Raw genomic sequence first — 14,909 nt, forward strand, 5'->3', positions numbered from 1 at the left:
TTGTATCTGAGCCCATCTCCAACGCCGCCGGCCGTCGTCTGGGCCCGCCGCAGGCCGGCCAGGGGCTTTGACACACGCCCTAGAGGCGCTTGGGCTGGGCCGGCTTCTTCGTGCCATAGAGCCAGGCGTCGAAGAGCGGGCCCAGTTTCTTGCCGGAGACCCGTTCGGCGAGGGCGATGAACTCGGCGGTGGTGGCGGTGCCGTTGCGCTTCTCCGCCGCCCAGGTCTTGACGATCTCGAAGAACGCCTTGTCGCCCACTGCCACCCGCAGGGCGTGCAGGGTCATGCCACCACGCTGGTAGACCGACTCGCTGAACAACTGCTTCACACCCGGCTTGCCCGGCGGGGTCTTCCACACCTGCGCGGGCACCTCGGTGTACCGGATGTCGAACGCCTGCTTGGCGGTGTATTCCTTGGTGTGCTCGGCCCAGAGCCACTCCGCGTACGTCGCGAAGCCCTCGTTGAGCCAGATGTCCTCCCACGTGCCGATCGCGACGCTGTCGCCGAACCACTGGTGCGCCAACTCGTGGGCGACCACCTCGGTGTTCTCGCCCTGCCGGAAGAACCCGGCGGAGTAGACCGGCCGGCTCTGCGTCTCCAGGGCGTACGAGATCCGGCTGTCCGAGACCACCACACCGCCGTACGCGTCGAACGGGTACGGCCCGAACACGCTCTCCAGGTAGTCGGCCACCCTGACCGTCTGCGCGATCGACGTGTCCGCCGCGCCCTTCGCCACGTTGGTGGCGACCGCGTTGTACACCGGACGGCCCTTGTGCTCGCCGGTGGTGATCCGGAACTTGCCGATCACCAACGTGCTGAGGTAACTCGCCATCGGCGACTTCTCCGACCACTTCCAGGTGGTCCACCCCTCCGCGCTGGTCTTGCCACCGGGAACGCCGTTGCTGACGGCGGTCAGGCCGTTCGGGACGGTGACCTCGAAGTCGTACGCCGCCTTGTCCGAGGGGTGGTCGTTGACCGGGAACCAGGTGCTGGCCGACTCGGGCTGGCCCAGTGCGATGGCACCCTCGGCGGTGTGCAGGAAACCGCCCTCACCGAGGATCTCGTTCTTCAGTGGCTTCGGCACACCCTCGTAGGTGACCTCGGCGACGAACCCGTTGCCGTTGATCAGACCGGAGGCCGGTGTGATCACCAGTTCGTTCCGCTGGCGCGTGTGGGTCGCCGCCGCGCCGTCCACGGTGACCGCGGTGACGGTCAGGCCGGCCAGGTCGAGGTTGAACGAGGACAGGTCGGCGGTGGCGGTGCCCTGCACCGTGGTCGTACCGGTCAGCCGGTCCTTCGCCGGGTCGTAGCGCACCTTGACCGTGTACCGCCCGACGTCGTACCCGCCGTTGCCGTAGCTCGGGAAATAGGCGTCGCCGACCCCCTCCGCGCCGGCGGCGAACGTCCGCGACGGGGTGGGGGACGCGCTCGGCGACGACGCCGCCTCCGGCGACGACGAGTCGCATCCGGACAGTGCGAGTGCCCCGGTCACCAGCAGACCGACGCTCAACCGCAGTCTGTGCCGCGTCACCCGCATTCCACCCTCCCCCGTGTGGCGGCGACGGCCGACGCCGCTCCGCGCGAGACGACGGCTTTCCGCTGCTCGCAGGCGGCGAGCATATCGACCGGTGATCACGGCTCCGTCACGGCAGTGTGGGGGCGGACCCACCCACCAACCAGGCGTCGAAGAGCGGCCGCAGCTGCCGGCCCGCCACCCGCTCGGCCAGCGTCACGAGGTCCGCCGTGGTCGCGTTGCCCGACGCCCGTTCGGAGGTCCAGGTCCGCAGGATGCGGAAGAACGTGTCGTCACCGACGGTCCGGCGCAGCGCGTGCACGGCGAGCGCCCCGCGTTTGTAGACGGCCGTGCCGAACATCAGCTCCCGGCCCGGCTCCACCGACGGCTGCGACCAGTCGATCTTGGCGTACTGGAGTTCGAAGTTGCGTTGGGCGGTCCGGCCGCCGTCGTGCTCCTCCCACAGCCACTCGGCGTAGCTGGCGAAGCCCTCGTTGAGCCAGATGTCGCCCCACCTGGTCAGCGACACGCTGTCACCGAACCACTGGTGGGCCAGCTCGTGCGCGACCACGCCCGGGTTCGGCCGGTCGTCGGCGAAGAAGGCGGGTCCGTAGACCGGGCGCGACTGGGTCTCCAGCGCGTACCCGATGCGCTCGTCGGCGATCACGATCCCGCCGTACGAGTCGAACGGGTACGGCCCGAAGCGGGTGGCCAGGAAGTCGACGATCTCCCCGGTGCGGGCCAGTGAGCTGGCCGCGGCACCGTTCGCCGGCAGGCTCGCCGCCACCGCCGTGACCATCGGCCGGCCGGCGTGGGTGCCGGTCACCACCCGGTAGTCGCCGATCACGAGGGTGCTGAGGTAGCTCGCCATCGGCGTGCGCTCCGACCATCGCCAGGTGGTCCAGCCGTCGGCGCTGCTCTTCGGACCGGGCACCCCGTTGCTCAGTGCGGCCAGCCCGTCCGGGACGGTCACCGCCAGGTCGTAGCCGGCCTTGTCCGACGGGTGGTCGTTGACCGGGAACCAGGTGGCCGCCGAGTCCGGTTGCCCGAGCGCGACAGCGCCGTCGGCGGTGTGCAGGAAGCCGCCGCTGCCCAACGACCCGTCCTCGACGGCGGTGGGCACGCCCGCGTAGTCGACGGTCACCGTGAACTGCCGGCCACGTGGGAGCCCGTCGCGGGGGGTCACCACGAGCTCGCCGTCGCTGCGGCGGTGGTCGGCCGGGGCGTCGCCCACCCGCACCGTGGCGACGTCCAGGCCGACCAGGTCCAGATTGAACCGGGACAGGTCCTGGGTGGCCGTGGCGGTGATGACGGCCCGCCCGGTCAGCCGGTCGGTCGGCGGGTCGTAGCGGACGTCGAGGCCGTAGTGCGTGACGTCGTAGCCGCCGTTGCCGTGCCCCGGCACGTACGGATCGCCGGCGTCGGCGGCGCCGGGCCGGAAACCGTCGCTGTCGTCGCCCGTACAGCCGGCGGTGAGCAGCGCGATCACGCAGGTCAGCGCGGTCGCCGCGGCGGTCAGCCGACCGGCGGCAGGTGTCCGTCGGGTCCGGACCATGCACACTCCTCCTGCGGCGTCGCGGTCAGGACGAGCGTAGTCAGCGCCACCGGTCGCGCGGTCAATATCGACAACCATCAGTCACTTTCGCTGGAACAAACAAAAGTAGCGATCGATCTTCACTTTCTTTCGACTTAGACCGACGTTAGTGTCTGGTCCCGACCACCGTCGCGAAAGGTGGAACCATGCCCGACCACACCGCACCCGACGCCACCCCCACCCCCCGGATGAGCCGCCGGTCCCTGCTCGCCGCCTCCGCCGGAGCCGCCGCCGCGATCGGCGCGGCCGGCCTGCCGGTCCTCGCCACCGGCACCCCCGCACTTGCCAACCCCACCGCGAGCAAGCTGCGGGTCGAGCCGCTGATCCCGGCCCGCAACCGCGGCATCATCCTCTACAGCGTCCGCGACCGGATCACCGCCGCACCCGACGACAGCGGGGTGCCCTACGGCTTCGAGCGCGTCCTCGCCCGACTCGCCGAGATCGGCTACAAGGAGATCGAGTTCGCCGGGTACACGCAGAGCACCGAGATCCTCGGCCGGCAGATCACCCCGGCCGAGATCCGCAAGATCCTGGACGACAACGGCCTGGTCGCCAACGGCACCCACGCCACGATCCAGCCGTCCACCTTCCAGCAGCAGCTGGACATCGCCGAGGAACTCGGCATGAAGAACATCGGCACCGGCAGCGACCCGACCAGCAGCGCGTACAAGGCCGAGTGGGACGCCGCCGCGGACATCTGGAACGAGCTGGGCCGGCAGGCCAAGGCCCGGGGCATGCGGCTCTACACGCACAACCACGACGCCGCGTACAGCTTCCTGATCGACCGTGGCCCGCGCGACGCGCAGGGCCGGCAGACGCGGTCGTCCGGCATCCGCCGACTCGAATACTTCTTCGAGATCACCGACCCGCGGTACGTCTTCTTCGAGCTCGACATCTACTGGGCCTACGTGGCCCGCTACAAGCACCAGAAGTACGTCAACGGGGCCGGCCAGGAGGTCACCGACCTGTTCGACCCGATCCTCACCGTCGCCGACCGGACCACCCGGTTTCCGCTCTTCCACGCCAAGGACGGCGACCGGGACACCAGCGTCCCCAACGGGCACCAGATGGTCCCGCTCGGCGACGGCGACATCAACTTCCAGCAGTTCTTCCAGACCATCGGCGAGCGCAACTTCCACCACGCCAACTGGGAGATGGACACCGCCCCCGGCGGTGTCGACAACAAGGGTCAGTCGCTCGACTTCGCGGCGAGCAGCTACCGCAACATGTCCGACCTGACCATCTACGTCGAGAAGTGACGCCAGGCTGAACACGACGAAGGCCGGCCCGTACGGGCCGGCCTTCGCACGTCGGTCGGGAGGGTCAGCGGTCCAGGACCAAGCCGACCTTCTGGAACTCCTTCAGGTCGCGGTACCCGCACTTGGCCATCGCCCGACGCAGCCCACCGAACAGGTTGAGCTGACCGTCGGCCTCGTCCGCCGGCCCGAAGAGCAGCTCCTCCATCGACCCGAGCGGCTCACCGGCAACCTCGAACGCGCCACGCGGCAACGACGGGTGGCTCGCCGCCGAGTGCCACCAGGCACCACCGGCGGGGGCCTCGTTGCAGAGCGACAACGGCTCACCGAGCATCACCGCGTCCGCGCCGCACCCGAGCGCCTTGGCGATGTCGCCCGACGTCTGCATGTCACCGTCGGCGATCAGGTGCACGTACCGGCCACCGGTCTCGTCGAGGTAGTCGCGACGGGCCGCCGCCGCGTCGGCGATCGCCGTGGCCATCGGCACCCGGATGCCCAGCACCGACTCCGTGGTCGACCACTCGTCGCCACCGATGCCCACGATCACACCGGCCGCGCCGGTACGCATCAGGTGCAGCGCCGTCTTGTAGTCGGTGCAACCGCCGACGATCACCGGCAGATCCAGGTCGGCGATGAACTCCTTGAGGTTCAACGGCTCGTCGGTGGTCGACACGTGCTCGGCCGAGACGATGGTGCCCTGGATGACCAGGATGTCCACCCCGGCGTCCAGGATCACCGGCGCCAGCGCCAGGGTGTGCTGCGGGGACACCCGCACCGCCACGGTGCCGCCGCCGGCGCGCAGCTCGCGCACCCGCTCGGCGATCAGGTCCGGGCGGATCGGCTCGGCGTACACCTCCTGGAGCCGCTTGGTGGCGCGGGCGTCCTCGTCGAGGCCGGCCAGCTCCTCCAGCACCTTCGTCGGGTTCTCGTAGCGGGTCCAGAGCCCCTCGACGTTGAGCACGCCGAGGCCGCCGAGCTGACCGAGCCGCACCGCCGAGGCCGGGCTCATGGTGGCGTCGGAGGGGTGGCCGACGCACGGAATACCGAACGGGTACGCGTCGAGCTGCCAGGAGGTGGAGACGTCGTCGACGTCCCGGGTGCGGCGGCTCGGCACGATGGCGATGTCGTCCAGGTGGTAACCGCGCTGCGCGGTCTTGCCCAGCCCGATCTCGACCACGTCACGCATGGGGGACTCCAGGTGGTTGGGGGTGGTGGGTCAGCGGGTGTGGTAGTTGGGCGCCTCGACGGTCATCTGGATGTCGTGCGGGTGGCTCTCCTTCAGACCGGCCGCGGTGATCCGGATGAGCTGGCCGCGGCGGTGCAGATCGGGGATGTTCTCCGCACCGGCGTACCCCATGGCCAGCCGCAGCCCGCCGACCAGCTGGTGGGCCACCCGGGACAGCGGCCCCCGGTAGGGAACCTGGCCCTCGACGCCCTCCGGGACGAGCTTGTCGTCACTGAGCACGTCCTGCTGGAAGTAACGGTCCTTGCTGTACGACTTGGCCTGGCCCCGGGACTGCATCGCGCCGAGCGACCCCATCCCGCGGTAGGTCTTGTACTGCTTGCCGTTGACGAAGATCAGCTCGCCGGGGCTCTCCTCGCAGCCGGCCAACAGGCTGCCGAGCATCACCGTGTCGGCGCCGGCCACCAGGGCCTTGGCGATGTCGCCGGAGTATTGGATGCCGCCGTCGCCGATCACCGGCACGCCGGCCGGACGGGCGGCCCGGGCCGCCTCCATGATCGCGGTCACCTGCGGCACGCCGACCCCGGCGACGATCCGGGTGGTGCAGATCGCGCCCGGCCCCACGCCCACCTTGACGCCGTCGGCGCCGGCGTCGACAAGCGCCTTCGCACCGGCGTACGTGGCCACGTTGCCGCCCATGATGTCGACGGTGACGTCGGCCTTGAGCCTGCGGACCATGTCCAGCACGGCCCGCTGGTGGCCGTGCGCGGTGTCCACGATCAGCACGTCGACGCCCGCGTCGACAAGGGCACGGGCCCGCTTGTACGCGTCCTCGCCGACGCCGATGGCGGCGGCCACCCGGAGGCGACCGGCGTCGTCCTTGCTGGCGTCCGGGTACTGCTCGCTCTTGGTGAAGTCCTTGACGGTGATCAGGCCACGCAGCCGACCCGAGTCGTCGACGATCGGCAGCTTCTCGACCTTGTGCTGACGCAGCAGCGCCAGCGCGTCGTCCTTGCTGACACCCACCCGGGCGGTGATCAGCGGGGTGTGGGTCATGATCTCGCGGACCGGGGTGTTCGGCTCGGAGACGAAACGCATGTCCCGGTTGGTGACGATGCCGACCAGCTGGCCGTCGCCGTCCACCACCGGCACGCCGGAGATGCGGTAACGCCCGCACAACTCGTCGACCTCGCGCAGCGTGTCGTCCGGGCTGGCGGTCACCGGGTTGGTGATCATGCCGGACTCGGAGCGCTTGACCAGGTCGACCTGGAGCGCCTGGTCCTCCAGGGACAGGTTGCGGTGCAACACGCCGATGCCGCCCTGGCGGGCCATGGCGATCGCCATCCGGGCCTCGGTCACCGTGTCCATCGCGCTGGACAGCAGCGGAATCGACAACTCGACGTTGCGGGTGAGCTTCGTCCGGGTGTTGACCCGGCTGGGCACCACGTCCGACTCGCCCGGCTGCAACAGCACGTCGTCGAAGGTGAGGCCGAGCGGAACCACCCGGGCGGAGCCGGCCGGCAGCTCGGGCAGGTGGCCGCCCAGGTCGGCGTGCTCGACGCCGGCCGGAAGATCGGTGCTGGGCGAATTTTCCACGATTGCTCCCCTGAGCTGCTCGGATGGGCTTCAGCGAGGTGGCGCGGGCGGGCACCGGAGCGCACCACGGTGCCGGCACGTCGCCTCATCGTACCCAGTGAGCTGGGCGACCCGTCCGTGGCGGCCCGGCCCGGCGCGCGGCCGGGGGGCGGACGTCCGCGCCGCGTTGGGTCTACGGTGAAGGGGTGCACGACGAGCCCATCGACCCGTTCAACGGCGACCCGGCCGATCCCACGGCGGATCTGGACGACCCGGGCGATGACGCGACGCCTGATCCACTGACCGACGTCGAGCGTCAGGACGTGCTGGAAGACCTCGCCGACCTGGAGATCTACCAGGCTCTGCTGGCCCCGATCGGGGTCCGCGGGCTGGTGATCGAATGCGAGGACTGTCGAGAGCCGCACTACTTCGACTGGGACCTGCTCCGGGGCAACCTGCGCCACCTGCTCAACTCGGGTCGCCCCCGGGTGCACGAGCCCGCCTACGACCCCGACCCGGATCACTACGTGACCTGGGACTACGCCCGGGGGTACGCCGACGGCGTGCACGACACCCTCTCCGAGGGCACCGAGGACGAGCCGGGCACCCCGAGCGCCACCCAGTAACGCCGCCGTCCGTCGCGTACCTCAGGGCGGTCGCCCTTCGGGGCGAGGCAGGGTCAGGCGACCAGGCCGGCGCGGAAGCCCGCCGCCACCGCGTGCGCCCGGTCCCGCGCGCCGAGCTTGCGGAACAGCCGCCGAGCGTGGGTCTTGACGGTGTCCTCCGAGACGAACAGCTCCCGGCCGATCTCCGCGTTGCTCTTGCCCTCGGCCATGCCCAGCAGCACCTGAAGCTCACGCTCGGTGAGGCCGATCGAGGCACGGCTCGGGCGGGCGTTCGGGGCGGGGCGGGACGGATCTGTCTGGTCCGTCGACGACTCACCGGTGGCGGACTCAGCCTCGTCGTCACCCCGCTGCACCGGTACCGACGGCACTCCCGCCGTCCCGTCGCCGGGCGTGGCCGCCCAGCCGGGCTCGCCGGAGCCTCGCGGCGACGGCCCGGAGCGACCGGAACCGCCCACCGCCGCGGCGTTGCGGGCCGGGTCGGTGATGCGCTGCCGGGAGGCCCGACCCGGCGCGGCGAGCAGCAGCAGTGCCTTGGCCACCGCGCTGGTCAGGTCGTGGTCGACGTTCTGGATGAGGCCCCGGGCGCCGGCGCTGATGGTGGCCGCCGCCGCCTCGGGCTCCTCGGTGCCGAGCAGCAGCACCGCGGCCTGCGGCGCGCGGGCCAGGACCCGACGTACGAAGCCGGCACTGTCCGGCCGCGTGAGGGCGGTGTCGGCCAGCACCACGTCGGCCGGTCGCTCGGCCAACCGCAGCATCACCTCAGGATCGGAGACGGCGGTACGGACGATTGCTGACAACCCCAGCCGCGCGGCAGCAGAAGTAAGGTGCTGGGCCGCGAGTGGTGTCCGAACGCACACAAGGACGCTACGCACTGTGGTCTCCTCTCCGCCAACGAGCAGACCATGACGGGGTCGGCTGGGGAGGGGGTTCCCGGCAATCCTTCGAACTTTTCCGACAGATGGGGCAAAAGCCGCAATTTGCGGACGTTTTCGATCACACACGTGTGAGGTGACGACAGCCCGGGTACCGGGGGGTCCAGGCCGGGAACGGTGCGCCTGCGCGGCCCGCCGCCCGGACACCGGCCACAAGGATTCTCGCGGAGCCGCGCGGGAGGAGGGGTGCTGATGTCGAACGTACGTAGACTGCCCGGACCCATCGTCGATCTCTGGGACTGGCAGCGGCTCGGTGCCTGCCGAGGGCGGGACAGCGCCCAGTTCTTCCACCCCGACGGCGAGCGGGGCTCCTCCCGACTGCGTCGCGAGTCCGCCGCCAAGTCGGTGTGTCGCGCCTGCCCGGTCCGGGCCGAGTGTGCCGCGCACGCACTGTCGGTTCGCGAACCGTACGGCGTGTGGGGCGGCTTCAGCGAGTCGGAGCGCCTGCGCCTGCTCGCCGTCGGCTGGGAGGACCTGGCAGACCGCCGCCACGCCCGGGTCGACGTCGCACGGCTGGAGGCCCGGCTGGGCCACCCGCACAAGTCGACCATCCCGATCCAACGCAACGTGGCCTGACCCTTACATAGCCGACATACGGAACGCGCCCCCGGGTTCGGGGGCGCGTTTTCGGCGTCTCCGAACCCGGGGCACTTGAACCGCTCGTCGTGACGGAGTGAGGCGCGAGCGATGGGCGTTGTGTCCGGTCCGGTACGCCCCCGCCTCGGCACGGCGTGACCCGCGAGCGATGGGCGTTTTCGTCCGGTCGGGCGTGCCCCGACGTCGACCGGTTGGGCCGTATCGAGGTTTCGTCCTGTGATCGGCCGCACCCGCAGGCCGGAATCGCGGCCGGGCCGGAGTCGTTACACCCCCTGACGATCGCAGTACCAGGGCCCGCCGGCCGAGTCCCCCAGGGACGATCGCAGTACCAGGGCCCGCCGGCCGAGTCCCCCAGGCTGGAATGCCGGCCACCGGGTGTTCGTTACACCCCCGGCGCCGCCGCACCGAGAGCGCCCGGAGATGACCCGGGAATCAACCCCGGCCCCCGGTCGTTACACGGTGACCCGGCACCGCGAGCTTCAGCTGGCAGGTAGCCGATCCCGGTGTCACGGGCCTTGGCCCGTAGGTCGCCGACACCGCGCCGCGAGCCACCCCTGAGCCGCAGGCGCCGAGAACTTCCCCCTTTGTCGCAGCGCCGGACGAGGTGCTCACACCCGTGGAACGTGCGCGGGTGTCCTTACCCCCGAAGGAGCTACCCCCATGAACACGATCATGCGTAAGAGCGTGCTGTCCGTTGCTGGTCTCGCGTTCGTCGGTGGTGTGTTCGCCGGCCCGATCGCCGCGCACAACGTCGGCGACGCCAAGCCGGTAGCGGTAACGGTGCAGGCCGACAAGCCGGACACCGCCAAGCTGATCCCGCACGGCACCCAGGGCAACCAGTCGCACATCGACCTGAACGACGAGCAGACCGCCAACGTCAAGGCGATCATCGCCGCCACGAAGAAGGCCGGCCTGCCCGAGCGCGCCGCGGTGATCTCGATCGCGACGAGCCTGCAGGAGTCGAAGCTGGAGAACCTCGGCCACCTCGGCGACATGAACGACCACGACTCGCTGGGCCTGTTCCAGCAGCGGCCGAGCTCGGGTTGGGGCACGCCGGAGCAGATCACCGACCCGGCCTACTCCACCACCGCGTTCCTCAAGGGGCTGCGTCAGGTCGACGGGTGGCAGGACATGCCGCTGACCGAGGCCGCGCAGACCGTGCAGGTCTCCGCCTACCCCGACGCGTACGCCCAGTGGGAGCAGCAGGCCGCCGACCTCGTCGGCCAGTACTGGAACAGCTGACCCACCGAACAACCTGACCGCTGGCCGGCACCCACAACCGGGTGCCGGCCAGCGGCGTCTTCACCGCCGCCGCCGAACACCGCCACCCCGGGCGGCGCAGAGGCGGCGGCGGCACATCAGCACCCGAGATCTTGGACAGTTTCCGTTCTGCGCGAACGGAAACTGTCCAAGATCTCGACGTGCCAGGGCTTCCACGGGTTGCTGAGGCGGACCAACTCCGGCCCGCCGGGGGAAAGCCGGCAGAACCCCGGTCCCTCGGGCGAAGACGGACGCCTCAGAGCACGGCCCGCTGGCCAGGCAGCCGGCTCCCGCGGAAGACCCGTGCCAGATGACGGCTGCGGCGATCAGCGGACGGTGACGGTTACCGTGTGCCAGCCGGTCGCGCCGTCCGGGGCGACGCCCTGCGTACGCTCGGTCTGGGTCTCGCCGGTCGCGTCCGTCGCCCGGACCTGGAGGCGATGCTCGCCCGGGGTGGCGTCCCAACTCCACGACCACTGCACCCAGGTGTCCACCGACACCGTCGGAGCCAGTGTCGCCTCCTGCCAGGGCCCGTCGTCGACGCGTACCTCGACACGGCGGATGCCCCGGTGCTGCGCCCACGCCACCCCCGCCACGGTGATCGGGCCGGGGGTCAACCGGTTGCGTCGGCGGGGCGCGTCGATCCGGGACTGGGTCTTGATCGGGCCCTGGGCGGACCAGCCGCGCGGCACCCAGTACGCGTCGAAGTCGGCGAACCGGGTCAACTCCAGCTCGGTCACCCACTTGCACGCCGACACGTAGCCGTAGAGGCCGGGCACCACCATCCGGACCGGGAAGCCGTGCTCGACCGGCAGCGGCTCGCCGTTCATGCCGACCGCCAGGAGGGCGTCCCGCCCGTCGCGCAGCGCGGCGGTGGGGGTGCCGCAGGTCCAGCCGTCGACCGACCGGCCGACGACCTGGTCGGCGTCGTCGTCCGGGTCCACCTCGTCGAGCAGTTCCCGAATGGGTACGCCGAGCCAGCGGGCGTTGCCGATCAGGTCCCCGCCCACCTCGTTGGAGACGCACGCCAGCGTGACGTATCGCTCAACCAGCGGCCGGGCCAGCAGGTCGGCGTACGTGTAGGTGCGCTCGGTGCCGACCCGACCGTGGATCCGTAGCCGCCAGGTGTCCGGGTCGACCTGCGGCACCACCAGCGCGGTGTCGATCCGGTAGAAGCCGAGGTTCGGGGTGACGTACGGCGCGAGTTGCGCCAGCGAGAGGTCCGCGCCGGCCGGCACGGCCGGGGCGGGGGCGACCGGTGCGGGTAGGCGGATCGCGTCCCGGGCGGCGGAGACGCCGCGTCGTCCGGACAGCCAGCGCCCACCGAGGCCGGCCACCACTGCGGTGCCGAGCAGAGCCCCGCTCCCGGTGAGGAACCGCCGCCGGGACTCGGGGTCGACCTCGGCGGGGCCGTCCGCACCGACGGGGGCCACCGGCACGGGCGCAGCGGGTGTCACCGGCACGGGCGCGGCGGGTGTCACCGGCAACCCTTCGCCAACCGGCGGCGCCGCCGAGGACGGCTCAGCCGGTGACTCCCGCACCAGGCCATCGGTCGGCACCGGACCGGCGGGCGTCTCGGTCGGGGTGGGTGGGGACCACGGCCACGGGTCCAGTTCGAACGGCCCGTCGATGAACAGCCAGAGCACCAGGGCGCCGAGGCCGGCGCCGACCAGCGACGGCAGCGCGTCGAAGGCGTCCGCACCGGAGCGGGTCACCGCGGCGGCCACACCGATGACACCGAACGCGGCGATGCCGGCCAGGCCGAACGCCAACCGACGGACCGCCAGCACACCGAACAGCGCGGCGAACCCTGCCAGCAGCAGGCCCGTACCGACCAGCAGTGCGATCTTGTCGGCGGTGCCGAAGACGTCGATGGCCAGTTGCTTCAGCGACTCGGGGACGGCGTCCACGACCACGCCGCCCACCGCTACCAGGGGCGCCGACCGGGGACCGGTCAGCACCGCCACCGGTTCGGCGATCCCGATCGCGACGGCGGCGGCGGTCACTCCGGCCAGCGCGGCGTAACGCCGCGACGTGGTGCTCATCGGCCCAGTGTGCGCGATCATCTCGCCCGGTCGCCAACAACGTCAGCGTTCGGTAATGACCTGACAAGCGCGAGAACGGACCGGGGCACACCGCCGTACGACGGTGTGCCCCGGAACGGGTGTCGCTACCGGGTCAGAAGCCCGGGCCGTGCTGGTGGCCGTGACCGTGGCCGTGCCCACCGGCGGCGGCCGGCTCGGCCTGCTCCGGCTTGTCCACCACGAGGCTCTCCGTGGTGAGCAGCAGACCGGCGATCGAGGCGGCGTTGGTGACCGCGTTGCGGGTCACCTTCACCGGGTCGATGATGCCGGCCTTGACCAGGTCGACGTACTCGCCCTTGGCGGCGTCGAGGCCGTTGCCCCAGTCGAGGTCGGCGACCTTCTGCGTCACGACGTAGCCGTCGTGACCGGCGTTCTGGGCGATCCAGCGCAGCGGCTCGACCAGCGCCTTGCGGACGACCGAGACACCGACCTTCTCGTCACCGGTGAAGCCCAGGTCGTCGTCGAGCACCGAGAGGATCTGCACCAGAGCGGCGCCGCCGCCGGGGACAGTGCCCTCCTCGACCGCTGCCTTGGTCGCCGCGATGGCGTCCTCGATGCGGTGCTTGCGCTCCTTCATCTCGACCTCGGTGGCGGCGCCGGCCTTGATGACGGCGATGCCACCGGAGAGCTTCGCCAGCCGCTCGGCCAGCTTCTCCCGGTCCCAGTCGGAGTCGGAGGCCTCGATCTCCTTGCGGATCTGGGCCACCCGGTCGGCGACGTCGGCCTTCTGGCCGCCGCCGTCGACGATCGTGGTGTTCTCCTTGTCGACCACGACGCGCCGGGCGGTGCCGAGCACCTCCAGGCCGACCTGGTCGAGCTTGTAGCCCAGCTCCGGGGCGACCAGCTCGGCACCCGTGGAGATAGCGATGTCCTGGAGCATCGCCTTGCGCCGGTCACCGAAGCCCGGGGCCTTGACCGCGCAGACCTTGAGGGTCTTGCGCAGCGAGTTGACCACCAGGGTGGAGAGCGCCTGGCCGTCCACGTCCTCGGCGATGATCAGCAGGGGCTTGCTGTTCTGCAGGACCTTCTCCAGCAGCGGCAGCAGCTCCTCGATCGCCGAGATCTTCTGGGTGGTGACCAGGATGTACGCGTCCTCGAGGACGGACTCCTGGCTCTCCAGGTCGGTGACGAAGTTCGGCGAGATGAAGCCCTTGTCGAACTGGAGACCCTCGGTCACGTCCAGCTCGGTGGTCAGCATGGAGCCTTCCTCGACGGTGATGACACCGTCGCGGCCGACCCGCTCCATCGCCTCGGCGATCAGGTCGCCGATCGTGGCGTCCTGCGCGGAGATCGTCGCCACGTTCGCGATCGACTCCTTGCTGGTGACCTCGGCGGCACGGCCGAGCAGCGCCTCGGAGACCTTGACGGCCGCCGCGTCGATGCCCCGCTTGAGGCCGGCCGGGTTGGTCCCGGCGGTCACGTTGCGCAGACCCTCGCGAACCATCGCCTGGGCCAGCACGGTCGCGGTGGTGGTCCCGTCGCCGGCGACGTCGTTGGTCTTGGTCGCCACCTCCTTGACCAGCTGCGCGCCAAGGTTCTCGTACGGGTTGGTGAGCTCGATCTCCTTGGCGATGGTCACACCATCGTTGGTGATCGTCGGCGCACCGAATTTCTTGTCCAGGACGACGTTGCGCCCGCGCGGGCCGAGGGTGACCTTGACCGCGTCCGCGAGGGCGTTGACACCGTGCTCCAGCAGGTGCCGGGCGTCGTCCGAGAAGCTCAGGATCTTCGCCATTAATGTCCCTTCGAAGCGCCATTGCCCCGGCCCGGCGAGCCGGACCGGGGCAATGGAACTGATCGGTTGCTTACTTCTCGATGACCGCGAGGACGTCGCGGGCGGAGAGCACCAGGTACTCCTCGCCGGCGTACTTGACCTCGGTGCCGCCGTACTTCGAGTAAAGGACGGTGTCGCCGACCTGCACGTCAACCGGAACCCGGTTGCCGTTGTCGTCGACGCGCCCCGGGCCCACAGCGAGGACGGTGCCCTCCTGCGGCTTCTCCTTGGCGGTGTCGGGGATCACGATGCCCGACGCCGTGGTGGTCTCAGCCTCGTTCGCCTGGACCACGATGCGGTCCTCGAGCGGCTTGATCGCAACCTTGGTCGCGGTAGTCACGGGCATACCCTCCTGGGGTACTGGTTTCGTTGCTGGCCGGCGGGGCCGACCAGCGTCAATCTGCCTCATGCCACCGGGCGGGGCCGTCGTCGCGGGTGCCGGTCCGCCTGGCGTTGCGCACCCGGGTCGTGAGACCCGGAAGCTGGCACCCTCAGGGTGAGAGTGCTAATCGCAG

12 protein-coding genes are annotated in these 14,909 nt (G+C 70.7%); 4 read left to right on the forward strand and 8 right to left on the reverse strand.

What is annotated here, in order from left to right:
* Positions 1-79: 79 nt before the first annotated feature.
* Together O7631_RS01030 and O7631_RS01035 are read right to left on the reverse strand one after the other, a co-directional pair.
* Complete coding sequence (locus O7631_RS01030) at positions 80-1,537, reverse strand: M1 family metallopeptidase (RefSeq protein WP_278142627.1); 1,458 nt, start codon at positions 1,535-1,537, stop codon at positions 80-82.
* Between the two features lie 106 nt (positions 1,538-1,643).
* Positions 1,644-3,068, reverse strand: coding sequence for a M1 family metallopeptidase (locus O7631_RS01035; protein WP_278142629.1), 1,425 nt, complete (start codon positions 3,066-3,068; stop codon positions 1,644-1,646).
* A 185-nt stretch (positions 3,069-3,253) separates the two neighbouring features.
* On the opposite strand from O7631_RS01035, the gene O7631_RS01040 reads away from it, so the two are divergent.
* A complete protein-coding gene (locus O7631_RS01040) occupies positions 3,254-4,366 on the forward strand; it encodes a sugar phosphate isomerase/epimerase (RefSeq protein ID WP_278142630.1) in 1,113 nt (370 codons plus the stop codon).
* A gap of 64 nt (positions 4,367-4,430) precedes the next feature.
* On the opposite strand, the gene O7631_RS01045 is transcribed toward O7631_RS01040, so the two are convergent.
* Together O7631_RS01045 and guaB are read right to left on the reverse strand one after the other, a co-directional pair.
* Positions 4,431-5,549 (reverse strand): GuaB3 family IMP dehydrogenase-related protein, encoded by a 1,119-nt coding sequence (locus O7631_RS01045; protein ID WP_278142631.1) that lies wholly within the window; start codon positions 5,547-5,549, stop codon positions 4,431-4,433.
* Between the two features lie 30 nt (positions 5,550-5,579).
* Positions 5,580-7,142, reverse strand: a complete 1,563-nt coding sequence (guaB, locus tag O7631_RS01050; RefSeq protein WP_269682364.1) for an IMP dehydrogenase — start codon at positions 7,140-7,142, stop codon at positions 5,580-5,582.
* 185 nt (positions 7,143-7,327) lie between these two features.
* Here guaB and O7631_RS01055 point away from each other — a divergent pair, with 185 nt between their 5' ends.
* A complete protein-coding gene (locus O7631_RS01055; RefSeq protein ID WP_088987653.1) occupies positions 7,328-7,747 on the forward strand; it encodes a DUF5319 domain-containing protein in 420 nt (139 codons plus the stop codon).
* A 53-nt stretch (positions 7,748-7,800) separates the two neighbouring features.
* Here the strand turns inward: O7631_RS01055 and O7631_RS01060 are convergent, their stop codons facing one another.
* A complete protein-coding gene (locus tag O7631_RS01060) occupies positions 7,801-8,619 on the reverse strand; it encodes a response regulator transcription factor (protein WP_278142632.1) in 819 nt (272 codons plus the stop codon).
* Positions 8,620-8,871: 252 nt separating this feature from the next.
* Here O7631_RS01060 and O7631_RS01065 point away from each other — a divergent pair, with 252 nt between their 5' ends.
* Together O7631_RS01065 and O7631_RS01070 are read left to right on the forward strand one after the other, a co-directional pair.
* Positions 8,872-9,255 carry a WhiB family transcriptional regulator gene (locus O7631_RS01065; RefSeq protein ID WP_088991383.1) on the forward strand — a complete coding sequence of 128 codons (384 nt, stop codon included), beginning with the start codon at positions 8,872-8,874 and terminating at the stop codon, positions 9,253-9,255.
* A gap of 681 nt (positions 9,256-9,936) precedes the next feature.
* Positions 9,937-10,518 (forward strand): hypothetical protein, encoded by a 582-nt coding sequence (locus O7631_RS01070; protein WP_278142633.1) that lies wholly within the window; start codon positions 9,937-9,939, stop codon positions 10,516-10,518.
* Positions 10,519-10,862: 344 nt separating this feature from the next.
* On the opposite strand, the gene O7631_RS01075 is transcribed toward O7631_RS01070, so the two are convergent.
* The 3 genes from O7631_RS01075 to groES form a co-directional block, all read right to left on the reverse strand.
* Positions 10,863-12,581 (reverse strand): molybdopterin-dependent oxidoreductase, encoded by a 1,719-nt coding sequence (locus O7631_RS01075; RefSeq protein ID WP_278142634.1) that lies wholly within the window; start codon positions 12,579-12,581, stop codon positions 10,863-10,865.
* Positions 12,582-12,714: 133 nt separating this feature from the next.
* Positions 12,715-14,355 carry a chaperonin GroEL gene (groL, locus tag O7631_RS01080; protein ID WP_269682359.1) on the reverse strand — a complete coding sequence of 547 codons (1,641 nt, stop codon included), beginning with the start codon at positions 14,353-14,355 and terminating at the stop codon, positions 12,715-12,717.
* Between the two features lie 70 nt (positions 14,356-14,425).
* Positions 14,426-14,740 carry a co-chaperone GroES gene (gene groES, locus O7631_RS01085; protein ID WP_030330046.1) on the reverse strand — a complete coding sequence of 105 codons (315 nt, stop codon included), beginning with the start codon at positions 14,738-14,740 and terminating at the stop codon, positions 14,426-14,428.
* Positions 14,741-14,909: the final 169 nt, after the last annotated feature.

Source organism: Micromonospora sp. WMMD967, from assembly GCF_029626165.1.
Classification (GTDB): Bacteria; Actinomycetota; Actinomycetes; order Mycobacteriales; family Micromonosporaceae; genus Micromonospora; species Micromonospora taraxaci.